Annotated in this window: 13 protein-coding genes; 3 read left to right on the top strand and 10 right to left on the bottom strand. The window is 65.6% G+C overall.

Features of this window, described 5'->3' with window-relative positions:
- Positions 1–209 precede the first annotated feature (209 nt).
- Complete coding sequence (locus BM150_RS17860) at positions 210–887, bottom strand: MBL fold metallo-hydrolase (protein WP_092928462.1); 678 nt, start codon at positions 885–887, stop codon at positions 210–212.
- An 83-nt stretch (positions 888–970) separates the two neighbouring features.
- Positions 971–1,738: a maleylpyruvate isomerase family mycothiol-dependent enzyme gene (locus BM150_RS17855; protein ID WP_092928461.1), complete on the bottom strand. Its 768-nt coding sequence runs from the start codon at positions 1,736–1,738 to the stop codon at positions 971–973.
- Between the two features lie 475 nt (positions 1,739–2,213).
- Between BM150_RS17855 and uvrA the strand changes: the two genes are divergently transcribed.
- A complete protein-coding gene (uvrA, locus tag BM150_RS17850; RefSeq protein ID WP_092928460.1) occupies positions 2,214–5,075 on the top strand; it encodes an excinuclease ABC subunit UvrA in 2,862 nt (953 codons plus the stop codon).
- Between the two features lie 213 nt (positions 5,076–5,288).
- The gene (locus tag BM150_RS17845) at positions 5,289–6,398 is read left to right on the top strand and encodes a J domain-containing protein (RefSeq protein ID WP_092928459.1); all 1,110 of its coding nucleotides are present in this window, start codon (positions 5,289–5,291) and stop codon (positions 6,396–6,398) included.
- A 303-nt stretch (positions 6,399–6,701) separates the two neighbouring features.
- Here BM150_RS17845 and BM150_RS24550 read toward each other — a convergent pair whose 3' ends face one another.
- Positions 6,702–7,010, bottom strand: a complete 309-nt coding sequence (locus BM150_RS24550; protein WP_217641745.1) for a hypothetical protein — start codon at positions 7,008–7,010, stop codon at positions 6,702–6,704.
- Here BM150_RS24550 and BM150_RS17840 point away from each other — a divergent pair.
- Complete coding sequence (locus BM150_RS17840; RefSeq protein ID WP_245755576.1) at positions 7,000–8,223, top strand: MFS transporter; 1,224 nt, start codon at positions 7,000–7,002, stop codon at positions 8,221–8,223. The genes BM150_RS24550 and BM150_RS17840 overlap by 11 nt on opposite strands.
- A 62-nt stretch (positions 8,224–8,285) precedes the next feature.
- Here BM150_RS17840 and BM150_RS17835 read toward each other — a convergent pair whose 3' ends face one another.
- The 7 genes from BM150_RS17835 to BM150_RS17805 form a co-directional block, all read right to left on the bottom strand.
- Entirely contained in the window at positions 8,286–9,884 is a 1,599-nt protein-coding gene (locus tag BM150_RS17835) for a beta-N-acetylhexosaminidase (protein WP_092928457.1), read from the bottom strand.
- Entirely contained in the window at positions 9,881–10,777 is an 897-nt protein-coding gene (locus BM150_RS17830) for a carbohydrate ABC transporter permease (protein ID WP_092928456.1), read from the bottom strand. The genes BM150_RS17835 and BM150_RS17830 overlap by 4 nt, the downstream gene beginning before the upstream one ends.
- Positions 10,774–11,760, bottom strand: a complete 987-nt coding sequence (locus tag BM150_RS17825) for a carbohydrate ABC transporter permease (protein WP_092928455.1) — start codon at positions 11,758–11,760, stop codon at positions 10,774–10,776. Before BM150_RS17825 ends, BM150_RS17830 begins: the two co-directional genes overlap by 4 nt.
- Positions 11,761–11,941: 181 nt before the next feature.
- Positions 11,942–13,228 carry an extracellular solute-binding protein gene (locus tag BM150_RS17820; RefSeq protein WP_092928454.1) on the bottom strand — a complete coding sequence of 429 codons (1,287 nt, stop codon included), beginning with the start codon at positions 13,226–13,228 and terminating at the stop codon, positions 11,942–11,944.
- A 344-nt stretch (positions 13,229–13,572) separates the two neighbouring features.
- Entirely contained in the window at positions 13,573–14,703 is a 1,131-nt protein-coding gene (locus BM150_RS17815) for a lactonase family protein (protein ID WP_092928453.1), read from the bottom strand.
- A 330-nt stretch (positions 14,704–15,033) separates the two neighbouring features.
- On the bottom strand, positions 15,034–16,638 hold the full coding sequence (locus BM150_RS17810) for an N-acyl-D-amino-acid deacylase family protein (RefSeq protein ID WP_092928452.1): 1,605 nt from the start codon (positions 16,636–16,638) through the stop codon (positions 15,034–15,036).
- A gap of 203 nt (positions 16,639–16,841) precedes the next feature.
- A complete protein-coding gene (locus BM150_RS17805; protein WP_175496903.1) occupies positions 16,842–18,134 on the bottom strand; it encodes an amino acid deaminase in 1,293 nt (430 codons plus the stop codon).
- Between the last annotated feature and the right edge of the window lie 199 nt (positions 18,135–18,333).

Genomic DNA, 18,333 nt, shown 5'->3' with positions numbered 1-18,333 from the left:
AGGCTCAGCACGATGACGGTGGCGCGGAGCACGTTCCCACTGTGCGGGACCAGTTCCTCGCCCGCCGCGCTCGGCGTCGGTGTGTCGTCGGATCCGGTACGTTTCGACGGGGAGCGACCGTTCGGGAGCGCGGCCGGTCGAGGTGTTCTCGGCCGGCCGGAACCCGCGATGGGCGAGCCTCGTCCGTCGGCTCGTCGGCCGAGCGGTGCTCACCAGCCGCGTGCCCGCCACTCGGACAGTTTCGGACGCTCGTTCCCCAGGGTCGAGTCGTCACCGTGGCCGGGGTAGAACCACGTGTCGTCGGTGAGAACGCCGAAGACCCGGTTCTCCACGTCGTCGAGCAGCGAGCGGAAGTCCTCCGGTGTCCGTGTCTTGCCGACCCCGCCGGGAAACAACGAGTCCCCGGTGAACAGGTGTGGGTGCCCCACCGGGTCGCGGTAGAGCAGCGCGATCGAACCAGGCGTGTGTCCCCGCAGGTGCACGACCTCCAGCGCGGACTCGCCGACCTGGATGGTTTCGCCGTGTTCGACCTCCCGGTCGGGAGGGACCGGAAGCGGTTCCGAGTCCAGAGGGTGAGCCACGGTGTAGGAACCGGTCTGACCGGCGATGGAACCGAGCGCTTGCCAGTGGTCCGGATGCCGGTGTGTGGTGACGATGGTGCGCAGTCGCGGACGGTCCTCGTCGTGGCCGAGCAGGTCGGTCAACCGCTCCGGATCGTCGGCCGCGTCGATCAGCAACGCGTCCCCGGTGCGCCTGCAGGTGAGCAGGTACGCGTTGTTGTCCATCCGCCCTACGGAAATCTTGGTGACGGTCAGTGCGTCCAGCCTCCGCCGCGCGGCGGCACCGCCCGGCTGCACGTGTCCGGTGTAGTGTTCCTGGATCTCCACGGCGGTGAGCCTAGTAGGGCTTCGTCGTCCCGGTTCGCCGAGGTTCCGGCCGGGCCGAACCCGTTGGCCCGCTCGGTGGGTGGTCACAGCCACGGCGGCAACTCGGGAGGGTCCCCCGCCAGCTGCTGGGCGCCGGTTCTGCCCAGCAGCCATCCCAGGGCAGCTCCCGGAGTGCCCCGCACCCGGTGCTCCGGTGAGTTCGGGGTGCCGAGCCGCCACACACTGCTACTCCCGTCGGTGAACTCGACCTCGAGGGAGAGCGGAGGGACATCGGGGCGCCCGCCGAACTGCCGGACGGCGTCGTTGAGCAGCCATTCGATCTCCTCGCGCGGTATGTCGTCGAATCCGAAGCCGTGATTCAGATCCACCGAGTGCACCCGTACCTCGAACAGGCGGATCCGTGGTATCCGGTGCGCGGGGATCGACTTTCCCGGGGCTACTTCCACCTCGGTGTACCACGCCGGTTCCGGGAGCGTTCGGAAAGCCTCCGCCAGCCGCCCCGAGGCTGCCGCCACGTCCTCCAGCAGCAGTCGGTGGTTTCGCAGGCTGCCCTCGGAGATGTCGGCGTCCCTGTCCTGTCTGCTGGCGTACATGGCGTGTTCGACACCGGTGCGTGCCCACGTCAGCAGGTTGACGCACCCGTCGGCGTTGCGGGCCAGGTGCGAGATCACGTGTGCCCTGCTCCAACCGGGCAGCAGACTGGGCTCGTGTACGGAAGCGTCGTCCATTGCCTCCACCGTGGTCAGCAACCCGGCAGTGGCCTGCTGTACGGCTGTCAGCAGCTCTTTTCGGCGAAGGTGTCGCCGAGCCACTTCACCGTCGGCGTATTCCTCATGCTCGAGGTCGGTCATGCTTCCCCGCCTTTATGCGGCCTCGATGTCGTCGTCCCGAGTCATCGGGGCGGGGTGGTAGTACCGGCTTTGGACGAGGATAGGCGCCCCCGCACCCGTGGCGGTAGTCTCGTGGGGCCGTGAAGTCGGCGCGGAACCCGCTGGTGGCTGGGGTCGATATGCATATATCACTCACCAGAGTGAAGTTCGCGTGGTTGTTCCCCGGCCCGGGGCCGGTTCGGAATGCTCGTCTCGTTCGCGACGTTGTTCGCCGCGTGCGGAGGTGTCCGGGTCCCCGTTCGGGGTGGACCGCGTCGAGCCGTATTGTCGTCCCGCTGCAATAGCATGGGCGCGAACCGCGCCCCGCGCCCACCGAGCGGCGGTTGTTCGGGTATCGGGAGCCGCGCGGGCGGGATCGTGGTGAAGCGGCGACAACGGCGGCCGCCGCATCACGACGTGCATCCGCAGACCACATACTTTGTGAAGGGATCTTCGAGTGGCTGACCGCCTAGTCGTCCGCGGCGCTCGTGAGCACAATCTCACCGGGATCGACCTCGACCTGCCGCGTAACAGCCTGATCGCTTTCACCGGCCTGTCCGGGTCCGGCAAGTCGAGTCTGGCCTTCGACACCATCTTCGCCGAGGGGCAGCGCCGTTACGTGGAGTCGCTGTCGGCCTATGCCAGACAGTTTCTGGGGCAGATGGACAAACCGGACGTCGATTTCATCGAAGGACTGTCCCCCGCCGTGTCCATCGATCAGAAGTCCACGAGCAAGAACCCCCGGTCGACCGTCGGCACCATCACCGAGGTCCACGACTATCTGCGGTTGCTGTTCTCCCGGGCGGGCAAACCGCACTGCCCGGAGTGCGGGGATCCCATCAGCAAGCAGACTCCGCAGCAGATCGTCGATCAGGTTCTCGCGATGCCGGAGCGTACCCGGTTCCAGGTGCTGGCTCCGGTGGTGCGGGGACGCAAGGGCGAGTACGTCGACCTGTTCGAGCAGCTGCAGACACAGGGCTACGCACGCGTGCGTGTGGACGGCACCGTATATCCGCTCGAGTCGCCCCCGACGCTCAAGAAGCAGGAAAAGCACGACATCGCCGTGGTCGTGGATCGGCTGACCGTCAAGCCCGAGGCCAAGCAGCGACTCACCGATTCCGTGGAAACCGCGCTTCGGCTGGCCGACGGGCTGGTAGCGCTGGAGTTCGTCGATGTCGAGGAGCACGACGCCCAGCGGGAACGCAAGTTCTCCGAGAACTTCGCCTGCCCGAACGGTCACCCCTTCGGAGTGGAGGAGCTGGAACCACGGGCCTTTTCCTTCAACTCCCCCTACGGAGCGTGCCCGGACTGTACCGGGCTCGGTATCCGCAAGGAGGTCGATCCGGAACTCATCGTCCCCGACGAGGATCTCTCGTTGTCCGAGGGGGCTATCGCGCCGTGGTCCGGAGGCAACACCGCCGAGTACTTCACCCGTATGCTGACGGCGCTGTCGGAGTCGGTCGGCTTCCGGATGGACACCCCGTGGAACCGGTTGCCCACCAAGGTCAAAAAGGCCGTGCTGCACGGCAGCACCGACCAGATCCACATGCGCTACCGGAACCGCTACGGCAGGCAGCGCTCCTACTACGCCGCCTACGAGGGTGTGATCCCCTTCCTGGAACGCCGGTTGGACCAGACCGAGTCCGACTACGCGCGGGAGAAGTACGAGGGCTACATGCGCGATGTGCCCTGTCCCTCCTGCGCGGGTACTCGGCTCAAACCGGAGATCCTGGCCGTCACCGTGCACAACCCCGAAATGGGGGAGATGTCCATAGCCCAGGTGAGTTCGCTGAGCGTGCGGGAGTGTTCGTCGTTTCTCGACGGGCTGGTGCTGGGCGAGCGGGAACAGATGATCGCCGGACGAGTCCTCAAGGAGGTGCAGGCCAGGCTGGGTTTCCTGCTCGACGTCGGGCTCGAGTACCTTTCGTTGGATCGACCCGCGGGCACGCTCTCCGGTGGTGAGGCACAACGGATTCGGCTGGCGACCCAGATCGGTTCCGGGCTGGTCGGAGTCCTCTACGTACTCGACGAGCCCTCGATCGGGCTACATCAACGCGACAACCACCGCCTGTTGGACACGTTGAACCGGCTGCGTGACCTCGGCAACACCCTGATCGTGGTCGAGCACGACGAGGACACGGTGCGCAGCGCCGACTGGGTGGTCGACATCGGCCCCGGAGCCGGTGAGCACGGCGGACGTGTCGTACACGCCGGCCCGGTCGCCGAGCTGCTCACCAACGAGAAGTCGTTGACCGGTGACTACCTGGCCAGGCGCAAGCGCATCGAGCTCCCCACCGAGCGCAGGCCCAGGAACCCCAAGAACCAACTGACCGTGGTCGGGGCCAGGGAGAACAACCTCCGGGAGATCGACGTATCGTTCCCGCTGGGCTGTCTGATAGGCGTTACCGGCGTTTCCGGTTCCGGCAAGTCGACTCTGGTCAACGACGTGCTGGCCTCCTCGTTGGCCAATAAGCTCAACGGTGCCCGCACGGTTCCCGGCAGGCACAAGCGCATCAGGGGGATCGACAACGTGGACAAGCTCGTCCAGGTCGATCAATCCCCGATCGGGCGTACGCCCCGTTCCAACCCGGCCACCTACACAGGGGTTTTCGACCGGATCCGGAAGCTGTTCGCGGCCACGACGGAGGCGAAGGTTCGCGGGTACCAACCAGGCAGGTTCTCGTTCAACATCAAGGGGGGACGTTGTGAGGCCTGTGCCGGCGATGGAACCCTCAAGATCGAGATGAACTTCCTGCCCGATGTCTACGTCCCCTGCGAGGTCTGCAAGGGGGCTCGCTACAACCGGGAGACCCTCGAGGTTCGCTACAAGGGCAAGACCATAGCGGAGGTTCTCGACCTGCCCATCGAGGACGCCGCCGAGTTCTTCGAGCCGATCACCGCGATTCACAGGTATCTGAAGACGCTGGTGGACGTCGGACTCGGCTACGTACGTCTCGGCCAGCCCGCGCCCACGCTGTCCGGTGGCGAGGCACAGCGGGTCAAGCTCGCCAGCGAACTCCAGAAGCGCTCGACGGGCCGGACCGTCTACATTCTCGACGAACCGACCACGGGACTGCACTTCGAGGACATCCGCAAGCTGCTCGGTGTGGTCAACGGTCTGGTGGACAAGGGGAACACCGTGGTCGTGATCGAGCACAACCTCGACGTGATCAAAATGTCCGACTGGTTGCTCGATCTGGGGCCCGAGGGCGGTAACGGTGGTGGCACGCTGGTCGCCGAGGGGACCCCGGAACAGCTGGCCGAAGTCGAGGGGAGCTACACCGGCCGGTTCCTGGCGCCGGCGCTGGCCGAGCACTGATACGCACGCCGGAGGATCGCTTTCCGCGGATCTTCCGGCGCAGCGGGGCATCGGGAACCGGACCCCGGTCGAGATCGACTACTGTGTACTCTCTTTCCCCGCGTGTCGGTGTGCACCCGCAGGGGAAACGCCTCTCGTTCGACGATCCCCGGGACGCCCATCCGAGCGCGGTCGCATCGTCACAGTGTCGGAACGGAAGGTGGGCACGACAGCGTGAGCGGGGTCGACTACTACGAGCTGCTCGGGGTGACTCGTGAAGCCTCCGCCGCGGAGATCAAGTCGGCTTATCGGTCGCTTGCCCGTGTGATGCATCCCGACGCCGGGGGCACGGCGGGCACTTTCCGCTCGTTGCAGGAGGCCTACGAGACTCTCAGCGATCCGGTGCGTCGCGCGGCATACGATCGTGGCGACACCGTCGACGCCGGTGGGCGTGACAACAGTGGCGCTCCTACCGCCCGTCGCCGTCGTTCGCGGGACACCGACAGGCGGGATTTCGGTGCCGACCCGAGTTTCGTACCTCCCGTTCCCGAGCCCGACGTGGCACGGCTGCAGTGGTGGACCGAGGTCAACCCCGACCAGCCGGTGCGTTACTTCCCCCGTGCCACGTACAGCCGTGGTGAAGTGCTCACCACCATCGGTGGGTGGGCGTTGTTGTTGCCCGTGGTGTTGATCAGTGATGCCTGGCCCCTGATGCTGGTGCTGTGGCTGATGCCCGCCGTGGCTGTGGCGGGGGTGTACCGCCACGTTCCCGAGTATCTACCCCCGGCCTCGGAGGACCGGGTCTTTCTGTCCGAGTTCGGCCGTTCCGTGGTTTTCGGCCAACCCGAGGGGATACGTGGCGAGTACGGTGAGCGTTTCACGGCGGGGTTATTGGCCGACTACTTCACCAGACTGCCGGGGGCCAAGGTCTTCCACGGGCTGTCCTGGCCCGATTCGGTCTTCGCGGACATCGACCACGCCGTGTTGTGCGGCAAGCGGCTGGTTCTGATCGAATCGAAGATGTGGTTGCCCGGCCACTACACCGCCGATGCCGACGGCACGCTGCGTCGGAACGGGGGCAAGTTCAGGGGTGGGGGAACCAGGCTCGCGGAAGGCATCGCCGCTTACCGGGAACTGCTCGACGACATCGAGGTCGTGGGCGCGCTCGTGCTCTATCCGAGTCGAGCGGGTGAGATCACGGCGAGTGAGTCACCGACGAGCGCTCCCGCTCCTCCCATGACCCCCGAGGGGTTCGTCCGGGAGATCGGGCATTACCTCGCGCGGGATCCTGCCAGCGTGCATCGTGACGCCTTCCGCACCGTGTTGGCACGCGTCGTTCCCTGAGGATTTCCACCGCTGGCACTCCAAGCCTGATTCGCGGTTATCCTCCGGTTTTCCGTCGTCTGTTTCGGAATGCCGAAGGGGTGAAAATGATCTTCTTGGGCCCCACCGCCGGTGCGGTAACGGGACGTCGTGTTCCCCGTGTTCGGGTGCCGGTTTCCGGCGGTGGGATCGGCCTCCCCGAAAACACGAATAATGGAGCGGCATAATTCGTATTTTCGGCTCCAAATGATGATCTTGATTGTCTTCGACGGATGTTTCGCTCTCGAGGTAAATCGTTGATTTCGGAATAAATTTTCCCTCTATCTACGGTCGCTCGAAAGAATGATAAAGCGTTGACCGGCTGTTTTCTTTGTTCTGGGTGTTCTGTGAAGAAAATTCATTTGGTAATGTCGCTTCGCAATTCCCGGAAAATGAAATGTGATTCATGTTGAATGACACTACTGGATCCGCCGGGAACCGCTCCGGCGTTTCGAACAGGAACAAGATCAACATCCTCTCGTTTTTGCTGTCCGCATCCGGAATATTGATCGTCGCGATCAATCTGCGTCCCGCGATAGCTTCGGTGGCACCATTGGTGGGACAGATCCAGTCGGATACCGGTTTGTCGAACACCGCTACCGGGCTACTCACCACGGTTCCGCTACTGTGCTTCGTGCTGCTGTCCACCACCGCGCCACGATTGGGAAGGCGCTACGGCGAGGAACGCACCATAGCGGTGGCGCTGCTGTTGCTGTTCGCCGGAATCCTGCTGCGAGTGGTTCCGGCCTCCGCCGGGTTGTTCGGTGGAACGATACTGGTGGGTATCGCCATTACCGGCGGAAACGTACTCCTTCCCACGGTGATCAAGAAACGTTTCGGCGCGCAGAGCGGCGTCATGACGGGGCTGTACACGATGGGAATCAGTATCGGTACCGCGGCGGCAGCCGGACTGACGATTCCCTGGCAGCATTTCACCGGCCTCGGTTGGCGCGCCACACTGGCGGTGTGGGCCGTTCCCGCGGTGCTTGCCGTTGTGCTCTGGCTCCCCCAACACCGTGATCCGACGGGTTCCACGGCGGACACCACCGGTGACGCCCGGGGCGGACAAGCCTGGCGAAGTCCGTTGGGATGGGGTGTCACCGGCTTCTTCGCCCTGCTGTCACTGACGTTCTACACCGTCATCGCCTGGTTGCCGAAGATACTCACCGACAACGGTATGGACCCCACGACCGGTGGCCAGATGCTTTCACTGGCCAATCTCGTCGGGATCCCCTTCTCACTGGCGGCACCCATAATGGCGGCTCGCAGCAGCCGTCAGGTCTGGATCACCACGAGCTTCCCCGCCATGTTGCTCATCGGGCTGCTCGGGCTGACCCTGTCACCACGAAGCGGTGCACTGCTCTGGGTGCTGGTGCTGGGTGTGGGACTCGGCGGCACGATCGGGATCGGATTCATGCTCGTCGTCCTGCGCGCGGCTGACGCGAGGGGAGCCGCCGCGCTGGCGGCGATGTCGCAGACGGCCGGGTATCTGGTGGCCGCCACCGGGCCGATACTCACCGGTGCGCTGCGCGATCTCACCGGATCGTGGACACTGCCACTGCTTTCGTTGTGCCTGCTGGTCGCCGTTCAAATCCCGGTGGGGATTTACGTGGGGCAGAGCCGTCAGTTCGGCGCGACGGCCGAGACCGGCCGTGTGGTACTGAGTTCCCGGGCCCCTCGGCCGTACTACGCGGACTCCGAGGCGGGACTCGCCCACACAAGCGATGAGGACTCGCGGGATTCACGCCCTTCCGATGCGGACGGGGGGCTCAGGCAGCAAGGTGAGCCGGCCGGACGGGACACCTGAGGCGATCGGTGATCGCCCCACCGACTGAGGCCTTACCGTGGTGGCGTCGATCGGCGGTCCGCTCAGCGCGGTTTGCCGGGTACGCCCGGGCGTCGTTGCCAGGGCAGTGGTCCCTGCAGCGGCCGGAACTGTACTCCGAACGCCGTCAGCCGTGCGAGATGCTCCGTGGTCAACCGAGTCCGGAAGTCCGAGAAGTCCCGGACGGTGGTAGACGACCAGGCGACCTCGGCGAACGCACACAACCTGGGAAAGGCGGCGTAGTCGACCCTGGACGGCGAGTCGAGGTGCTCGGTCCACACCTGTGCCTGTGTTCCCAGCACACGCCGGGACAACGCACTCGGTGACTCGGCCGGTACCGGATCGTAGGAGTAGACGTCCTCGAGAGTGCTCACGAATCCGACCGGAACCGGCTCCTCGGAGCCAGCTGCCTGTCGATGGTCCAGGTACACCCGCTGCTCGGGGCACATGACAGTGTCGTACCCCGCCCTGGCAGCCCGGACTCCGCCCTGCTCGTCACGCCACGAGGCGACGATGCTACCGGCAGGCAGCGATTCGCCGGAATCGAGCATCTCGTCCCAGCCGATCGCTCGTCTGCCACTGGCGTGCAGGTGTTCGATGATCCGGCGCAGGAACCAGCCGTGCAGCTTCGCGGGTTCCGAGAGTCCGAGCTGCCTGCTGCGCCGCACGCACCGTGGGCTGCGCTCCCACTCACCGGTCGGTACCTCGTCACCTCCCACGCAGATGACGGGAGAGGGGAACACGCTGATCACGTGGTCGAACACACGGCAGAAGAACTCCACCGTGCTTTCCTCCGCGTTGAGTACGTGCTCGCTGATCCCCCAACCGGTCCACACGTCCAACTGCCGGTGTGGTTCGTTGCCCAGTTCCGGGTAGGAGGCGATGGCAGCCTGGCAGTGGCCCGGTACGTCGATCTCGGGGACGACGGTGATCCGGTGCTCGGCCGCGTAGGAGACGATCTCCGCCAGGTCCGCTCCGGTGTAGTAGCCCCCGTGCGGGCGTTCGGTGTGTCCCGCTTCGGGGCCGGCACCGAGCTGTGAACCCTTTCGCCAGGCCCCTACCTCGGTGAGCCGGGGCAGGCCGGGGACTTCGATCCGCCATCCCTGATCGTCGGTCAGGTGCAGGTGCAGCACGTTGAGCTTGTGCGCCGCCAGCAGTTCGACGAAGCGCAACACCTCTCGCTTGGGCATGAAGTGCCGCGCGAGATCAAGATGACAGCCACGCCAGGAGAACCGGGGTCGGTCCTCTATCTCGCCGCAGGGTAATCGCCACGGTCCCCGTCGCGTCGGTGCCGCGCGCCACGCGTCGGCTCCCAGCAGCTGCCGCAGGGTTTGGGCCGCGTAGTGTGCACCGTCCTCGTCGTGGGCACGGATCCGGATTTCGTGCTCGGTGATGTCGAGCCGGTATCCCTCGGGGGCGTCGATTTCCTCCGGGGCTGTCAGGAACGTGATGTCGGCGTGCTCGGACTCGCGAAACGGTAGTCCGACAGCCGCGCCCACGTGTCGGCGAAACCAGTCGCACGCGGCGGAGTCGCCCGCGAGCGTGGTGTCGCCGTCCAGCACGAAGCTGCCCCGGCCAGGTCGCACCACCGTGGGCCGGGGAACCACCGAGTCCAACGGAAGGGGAGAGGTCTTGCTGCTCACGCTTTCACCGCCCCTGCTATGCCGGAGACCAGATGGCGTTGTACGAACACGAAGAACACCAGGACCGGAATCGTCATCAGGGTGGATCCCGCCATGATGGCGCCCCAGTCGTTGCCCGTCGGTTTGAAGAAGACCAGGATCGCCAACGGGAGTGTCTGGTTCTCCGTCGCCGAGATGATGAACGTCTTGGCGAACAGGAAGTCGTTCCACGCGTGGATGAAAGACAGCACGCTCATCGCCACAAGTCCTGGGGCGACCAGGGGAAAGAGTACTTGCCACGTGAATCGGAACCTGCCCGCTCCGTCCAGTGTGGCGGCTTCTTCGAGCTCGACCGGAACCGCGGCGACGAAGCCGCGAAGCATCCATATCGCGAACGGCAGGCTGAAGGCCAGGTGCACCAGAATCAACGAGCCGAGGTGGTTCAACCCGAACCAGGGGGCCACCGAACCGACCGAACGCATCAGGAAGAACAGCGGAATGGTCAGTGCCTCAACCGGGACCATTTGCGCCACCAGAATCATGATCAGCAGCACGGTCCGACCGCGGAAACGGAACCGTGTAAGTGCCACAGCGGCCAGAAACGACATAACGAGCGAGATCAGCACCACGACCCCGGCAACGATCACGCTGTTCAGGAAGTACCTGCCGAAATCGTCCACGGTGAACACTTGCCGGAAGTTTTCCAGCGTGGGCGAGAGCGTCCACGGACGCGGATCGGTGGACTGGATCTGCCCGTCCGGTTTGAAGGCGGTGAGCACCATCCAGTAGAGCGGAAAGGCGATGGTAGCCGCCACGAGCACCGTCGTGATCTCGGCCAGTGTTCTCCCGGGGCGTTTTCCCGGCAGCACGCGGCCGATGAGCCCCCGTTTCGGGGCGCGTGCCGCTGTTGTCATGTGTTTTCCCCCGTAGTTCGTTGTGCCCACAGGTAAATCACCGTGATCAGCAACAGCAACCCGGTCATCACCACTCCGATGGCCGACCCGAGTCCGTAATTCGATCCGGCGAACGCCTCCTGGTAGGCGTAGACGTTGAGTACGAGATTCTGTCCCGCGATTCCGCCGCCGTCGGTCATCACGTATATCTGTGTGAAGATCTTGAAATCCCAGATGATCGACTGAATGGTGGCGATGATCAAAAGCGGTCGTAGTATCGGCAGCAGCACGCTTCGAGCGGTGCGCCAGGCCGAGGCCCCGTCCAGCGAAGCGGCCTCGACGATCTCGCCGGGTATGGCCTTGATGCCCGCGTACATCGTCACCATCACGAACGGGAACGAGCACCAGATGACCTCACCGGCCACCAGGCCGAACGCGGTGAACCGGTCGTAGGTCCAGGAGAACCCCGCCATGCCCTGCCAACCGAGCCCGCTCAGCACTTCGTTCACCAACCCGAAGTTCTGGTCGAACAGGAAGAGCCACACTGTCGAACCGGCAACCGCCGGGGTCGCCCAGGCACCGAGTGCCGCGAGGAAAAGCAGGGTGCGGGGAAGCCAGCGGACCCTGCCGGCCAGTACGGCCAGCGCGATCCCCACCGCCAGGCTGCCCAGTACGCAGACCGCGGCGAACCCACAGGTGTTGACCAGCACCATCCAGAAACGGCTGTCGCTGAGCAGCGTCGCATAGTTGCCCAGTCCGAGGAACTCCAGCGGTGCCCCACCGCTCGCCTGAGCCTGTCCGTACTCGTACAGCGACAGCTGCACCAGCTGGTACAGCGGGTAGGCCATCACCGCGATCAGCAGCACACCCGCGGGGGCCAGATAGAGCACCGCGGCGCGGGCCTGTCCGTTGTCCCCGGAGCGACGCCGGCGGTGTCCGTGTCGTGCTTCAGTGCTCCCTGGCGGCGTTCTCGGATCGGATTCGGTGGTCAGCTCGGCTGTCATCGGCTGGAACCTTCTGGATCGGGTGGTGGCCGGCTTCCCCGCGGTGCGCTGTCAGGTCTCGCGGTGCCCGCTCGGATGTGGCTGTCGTGCGGGGCCTTCGGTGCGGCCGAGTCGAACGGCCCCTCCTGGTCCGCCCGCGAGGGGTCCGAGCGAGCACCGCTGAAACCGAGTCGACGAACTCCTACCGGTCGCCGAATGCGCTGTTCATCCGTTGGGCCGCCCGCCGGGTGGCCGGACGGACCTCCTCGCCGGTGGCGATCCGCTGCACCATCGTCGGCAGGATCTCCTGCGCGTCGATCTCGGACCACGCCGGTGTGCTCGGAACGAAACGGGTTCCGGCCTGCAGCGTCTCGATGAACGGTTCGATGGCCGGATCGTCGGCTGCCACCTTGTCCTGCACGTCCTCGAAGGTGGGCAGATAACTCATCGCCTCGTACATCCGGCGCTGGTACTTCTTGCCCGCCAGCACCTTGATGAATTCCTGCGCGAGGGTGGAATGGTCCGAGGACCGCAGCACCCCGAGCAGGTTGCCACCCGCGAAGGCGGGCGCGATCGAACCGGTTCGCTGCCCCGGAAGTGGCACCACGTCGTACTTTTCCCCGGCGGCACCCTCGTTGACGGCGGTCCGGTTGAAGTCCCCGCCGATGGCCATGGCCGCCTTGCCCCCGGCGAACGCCTGGACGCTTTCGGTGCCGGTCAGTTGCGCGCACTGGTCCGGTGGGCAGATCGCCGGATCGAGCAGGCTGGTGTAGGTGCGTACGCCACGGCGGGAGGCCTCGCTGTCGATGGCGGACCGCCACGATCCGTTCCCGCGTTCGGCGAGTTCACCGCCGGCTGCCCAGATGAACGGCATCATCGCGTAGGTGTACTTGCCGCCCGCGGCGATACCGTACATGTCCGGCCGTTCCGAACGGATCCTGCGAGCGGTCTCGACGAGCTCGCCGAGACTGCGTGGTGGTTCGAGTCCCAGCTCGTCGAACACGTCGGTGCGGTAGTACAGCGCCCGCACGCCGGTGAACCAGGGCACTCCGTAGACCTTGTCGTCGACTTTGGCCGTATCGAGCACCGAGTCGGAAAGGTCGGTCGCCGCGGGCCAGTCCTCGATCATGCCGGTGAGATCCGACATTCCGCCTGCCGTGACGTAACTGGCGAGGTCGGTGTTGCCGAACTCCGCCACGTCGGGGGCGCTGGAGGGGTCATTGAAGGCGCCGGTGAAGCGTTCCGATCGCGTGTCCACCGCGATGTAGCGGACTTCGACGGTGACGTCCCGGTGGTTCTTCTCGAATTCCTCCACCGCGGCGTTGACGACCTTTTCCTTCGGGTCGCGGTTGGCCTCGTCGAACAGCCACACCCGAAGGGTTCCGGTGCGGCTGTCCGCACCGGAGTTCGATTGATCCACCTGGGGTGGCCCGCATCCCACCAGCAACGTCGCCACGATCGCGGCGGTGGCTAATTTCCAGAACCGCATGACACCTCCGTTGCGTTGAATGCAACGTCTGTTCTGTTCTGTGCAATGTGCTCGATGCTAAGTGGGCCACTGAGTGGACACAAGGTTTAGACCTGTAAAAGGAGACAACTTCTTCCGGGGGCGCGGTGGGCTCACGGTGGAACAGACGTTGTCTTCCGCACTCCCCCCGTCACCGCGGCGGGATGTCTCGGGGTGCTCTCGCCCGGGCCGCTCGGTGTGACGTGGCGCAACGGGAGGCCCCGAGCCGCCCGGCGGGAGAGCAGGAGGGAGGTTTCGCCGCCGTCCTCCCCGCCGAGGCGGGACAACTCGGTGCCGTCGGGGATCGGACCGCCGCCACCGGTGTGCTACAGCGCCACCACGGCGACACCTGGAACCTCCACGGTGTCGACCACCGGGCTCAACGAGCCCGTCGCACTGTCGCGCGAGAACCTGGTGACCGTTCCCGAGTTCTGGTTGGCCACGTGGAGCCAACGTCGAGTCCGGTCCAAAGTGCAGTGCCGAGGCCAGTCCCCACCGGTATCGGTCGTGCCTGTCAGGTGCAATCGTGTTCCCCGGTCGCTCACCTTGAAGTGAGCGATGGTGTTATCGCCCCGATTGGTGACGTAGCAGTCGTCGTCGCGAGTGACGACGATCTCCGCCGGATAGTTCTCCCCCGCGGCGTCCGGTGGACGGGTGCTGACACTGTCGCCCAGCTCGAAAGTTCCCGCCGCTGCATCCCAACGCAGTACCGTCACCGTGCTGGCCAACTCGTTGAGCAGGTAGGCGTGCCTGCCGTCCGGATGAAAGGCAAGGTGGCGAGGCCCGCTGCCCGTTGGAGTGGACAGCCGTTGGTTTCGGTGCAGCTCGCCTGACGCGGTGTCCAGCCGATAGGTGAAGACCGCGTCCGCACCCAGATCGACCGCCACGACCCAGCGTCCGCTCGGATCGGTGATGACCTGATGTGCGTGGGGCGCGCGCAGTTCGGAGGTGTGCCGAACCAGATCCGTCGATTCCCCGACGCTGCCGTCCACCTCCAACCGGTGAACCGCGACAGTGCCGTCGGTGTAGTTGGCCGTCAGCAGAAACCGGCCGCTGGGATGCACGCTGAGATGCGTCGGCCCGGCGCCTCGGCTGGAGCGTGTGTTGATGATCCGTGGATTCCGCGGATCCCACAGGCTGAGCGCCGTCACGGTACCGTCCGGGACCAGTTCGTTGGTCGTGTAGAGCACATGCCGGTTGGGTGAGAACGCCAACCACGAGGCGTCGGGTACTCCACCGACCGAGCGGATCGGTCGCAGTTGTCCCGAACTCAGGTCGTGGGAAGCGACGTCGAGGCCCCTGCCCGGGGGGTCGGTCCAGCTGAAGCTGCCCAGGTAGGCGGGCCTGCGATCACCTCCGGTACGTGCCGTGGCCGCCGTGGGCAGAGCGGCTGCCGCGGCCCCCGCCGCCCCCAACGAGACCAGAAACGTGCGCCGATTCAGTGCGTTCGTCGACATGACTCTCCTGTTTCCCCGCGGTGCCCGGAGCACGCTCGCTCCGGTCCGCTGCGCTTCGTCTTCTCGCGGGGTGCTCCGTCGAGAACCGACGGGATCGAGCGGAGGCCCCGCCTCGGTCCGAACACCGGCGTCCTCCCGCTCGGGTGAACTCTTGCGCCGATCTTCGCCGACTCAGTCTGCCCCAGCTCCCGACGGTGGACTAGACCAAAATTCACGGTGGCGGATTCCGGACAACCTCTTGACCGGGGCCGGATGCACCGCTCGGATCACCAGCTGGAACGGTCCCCTCCGGACAGCGCTCGCGGGGGAGGGGAGCGGAGGAGCCCTCTCTCAGGCGGTTCCCCCGGTGCCGTGTCGCAGCGCTCGTCCCGGTGTCGCGTCGTTACGCTCCCCGTGCTCGAGCACGGGGACACCGTTGACCATTACGTGGCTGATTCCGCTGGGTCGCGCACGCGGTCGTTCGAACGTCGCGTTGTCGCGAATCTCATCCGGGTCGAACAGCACGAGGTCCGCGACCATGCCCCGCCGTACGAGTCCTCTGTCGGACAGCCCGAGTCGGAGTGCCGGCGCCGAGGTCATGTGGCGGATGCACTCCGGGAGATCGAGCAACCCGAGCTCCCGCACGTATCGCGCCAGATAACGCGGGAACGTCCCCCACCCGCGGGGATGTGGCCGTTCACCGATCAGCAGGCCGTCGCTGCCGACGGTGTGCATTCGGTGTCGCATGATGGCACGCACGTTCTCCTCGTGACCGACGTGCATCAGACAGGAACTGCCCAGTTCGTCCGACAGCAGGGTGTCCAGGTAGAGCTCCCCCGGAGGTACCCCTTCGGCATCGGCCGCCGTCGCGATGTCGCACCCGACCAGGTGACCGGTTCTGTCCGGGTGCCGTACCCCGTTGATCTCGATGGCGCTCCAGTCGATCGGTACACCGTGCGCACCGTCGGAGCCTTCTACCTCCATCTCACGCAGCACACGGCTCCTGCTGTCCGGATCGGACAGCCTTCGTAACGTTGCCTCTACGCCACCGCTGAACATCCAGCTGGGAAGCAGTGCGTGCAGTGAGGTGCACCCCGCCAGGTAAGGGTAGGAATCCATCGTGATCCCGACTCCCGAGTCCAGTGCCTGGTCCAACATCGCCAGCAGTTCGGGGGCGCGGCCCCGGTTCACGTCGAAATTCACCGTCGCGTGTGCGAGGTGCAACGCGCAGCCGGACTGCCGGCTGATCCGGATCATCTCCTCGTAACCGGCAAGGGCGCCGGCGCCGTAGCTGCGGTGGTGCGGGCAATGGTAGCCGCCGTACTCGGCGACCACCTCGCACAGCGAGGTGAGTTCGGAGGTCGTGGCGTACATGCCGGGTGCGTAGGTCAGGCCGGAGGACATGCCGAACGCCCCCTCGGACATCCCCCGCGCCAGCTCGTCGCGCATCCGTGCCAGTTCGGTTTCCGAAGGGGGACGGTTTTCCGAGCCCACACACAGCATCCGCAGTGTGCCGTGCGGAACCAGGTAGGCGGCGTTCGTGGCGACCCCTCGGTCGATGCGATCCAGGTACTCGCCCACGCCACGCCAGTTCCAGTCGAAGTCGGGTGGATCGCCGTTCCAACCCGCCAGCTGGGTACGCAGGTTCCGCAGCGTTCGATCGTCGACGGGAGCGTAGGAAAGCCCGTCCTGGCCGATCACCTCCGTGGTCACCCCTTGCGCCACCTTGGCGGTGTGCCGGTGATCGGTGAGCAGCAGCAGGTCCGAGTGCGCGTGCATGTCGACGAATCCGGGGGAAAGCACCATACCCTCGGCGGCTATGGTGCGGCTGCCGCGCAGAGTCCCGGGGCTGTCGACGGCCGAGATACGCCCCCCTCCGATCGTCACGTCGGCTTCGAAGGGCGGTGCTCCGCTGCCGTCTACCACCACCGCGCCCCGAATCAGGATCTCGTCCATCCTCGCCTCCGTTCCGGCGTGTTCCCGACACCTTCTCGGTTTCCGTCGAGCGGATAACCGACGCGATGCGTCCCGTGCCGCTTCCCGGCGGGAGAACCGCCGCAAAAGTTCGACCTGCTCGCCCGAGCGGCACCGTTGCCGCGCCTGCCGGAAGCCGCGCCGGGCCGGCCGTCTGTTCGGCTTCCGGGAACACGGGGAGTCGTTCAGAAGAAGGTACGCACCAGATCCACGACCTTCCCGTCGTCCACGAGCGGTATGAGCTGCCACTTGTCGAACGTCGTGCAGGGGTGAGACAGCCCGCACTCGACCCAGTCGCCCACGGAGATCCCCGAGCTGGCCGGGACCGACAGGAAGGCGTGCTGATCGGCCAGTTCTGTGACGCGCGAATCGGTCAGAGAGCTCGTGGTGCCGTCCCGTGCCCACAGGGTTCGCGGCTGTGGCAGGGCCTGGTCGAACGAGGCGTCACGCCTGCCCAACGTGAGCAGCGCCAGTTCCGGTTCCGGACGTGAGGTCACCTGGGCGAGGATTCGCATGGCGGCTCGGAACGGCTGCTCCGGTCCGGCGAGGCGGTGTGCCCGCCCGAAGGGTGACATGGTGCGGTACAAGCCGTGATCATGAGTGATGTACGAACCGCTCCGCAACACCGGAAGTACCGGTGAATCCAACTCCCACGGTGCCGTGAGCGCCTCGGCCACCTGGTCGAAATAGGAACTCCCGCCCGCGGTGACAACGATCTCCTCCGTTCGATCGAACATTCCCGCCGCGGCTATCCGCGTGACCGACTCCCGCAGTCGAGCCAGATAGGAGTCCACCGCGGTCAGATCCTCGTCACTGAGATCGTGCGAGATCGCGCCCTCGTAGCCACTGACACCGATGAGCCGCAGCGCCGGACTCTCCGACACCGCACGCGCCACCTCCACCGATTCCGCGACGGTTCTGGTCCCGGTGCGGCCGTTCTCACCGCCGAGCTCCACCAGTACGTCGACCCGCCGACGCGCGCGTTTCGCTGCCAGGACCTCGCTCATAAGTCGCACGCTCGACACCGAATCCACCCAGCAGCCGAACGAGAAACCGGGATCCTCGTCGAGTTCGTCCGACAGCCAGCGCAGTCCCGATTCGTCGACCAACTGGTTGGCCAGCAGCACCCGAGTGATGCCGAACGCGCGATAGACCCGGAGTTGGCTGACGGTGGCCGCGGTCATCGCCCAGGCGCCGTGGTCGAGCTGTCGTTGGAACAGCTGTGGTGCCATGGTCGTCTTGCCGTGTGGTGCCAGCAGCACCTGTTGCGCGGCACACCAGTCGGCCATCGTCGTCAGGTTGTGTTCCAGCGCCGAACGGTCCAACAGCAACAGCGGACCCACGAATCCGCTCCCGGTGATCTCCGGCTCCGTTCGGAGGAATTCCGTGATCGTGCTCCCGAAGGCTTCGGACGGCACAGCCTTGAACCGCCAGTCGAGCCGTTCTTCCCGGAGGGCACCTACCGCGGTCCGATCCATCGTCGCTGCTCGCACCGGATCTCCAATTGCGCCTAATGCAACAGATATTGCATATATTGCTAAAGTGTTGTTTAGCAGTTCGCAAGGTGGCCGTCAACGGAACCGCTGCCGGAGGGGCCTTCCGAATGCCCAGCGCAATCTCCGGGCGGTGTGGCATCGATGGCTGGTGGAACGGTTGACGAGAGCGAAAAGGACCACG

The organism is Actinopolyspora alba (assembly GCF_900112765.1).
GTDB classification, from domain to species: domain Bacteria; phylum Actinomycetota; class Actinomycetes; order Mycobacteriales; family Pseudonocardiaceae; genus Actinopolyspora; species Actinopolyspora alba.
The sequence above is the reverse complement of the archived record's forward strand: the minus strand, read 5'-3'. Positions and strand labels throughout refer to the sequence as shown.

Excerpts from the sequence above, each read along its gene's own strand:
- BM150_RS17855 (WP_092928461.1), bottom strand. The coding sequence starts at position 1,738 with ATGACCGACCTCGAGCATGAGGAATACGCCGACGGTGAAGTGGCTCGG.
- BM150_RS17830 (WP_092928456.1), bottom strand. The coding sequence starts at position 10,777 with ATGACAACAGCGGCACGCGCCCCGAAACGGGGGCTCATCGGCCGCGTG.
- BM150_RS17825 (WP_092928455.1), bottom strand. The coding sequence starts at position 11,760 with ATGACAGCCGAGCTGACCACCGAATCCGATCCGAGAACGCCGCCAGGG.
- BM150_RS17820 (WP_092928454.1), bottom strand. The coding sequence starts at position 13,228 with ATGCGGTTCTGGAAATTAGCCACCGCCGCGATCGTGGCGACGTTGCTG.
- BM150_RS17815 (WP_092928453.1), bottom strand. The coding sequence starts at position 14,703 with ATGTCGACGAACGCACTGAATCGGCGCACGTTTCTGGTCTCGTTGGGG.
- BM150_RS17810 (WP_092928452.1), bottom strand. The coding sequence starts at position 16,638 with ATGGACGAGATCCTGATTCGGGGCGCGGTGGTGGTAGACGGCAGCGGA.
- BM150_RS17805 (WP_175496903.1), bottom strand. The coding sequence starts at position 18,134 with ATGGATCGGACCGCGGTAGGTGCCCTCCGGGAAGAACGGCTCGACTGG.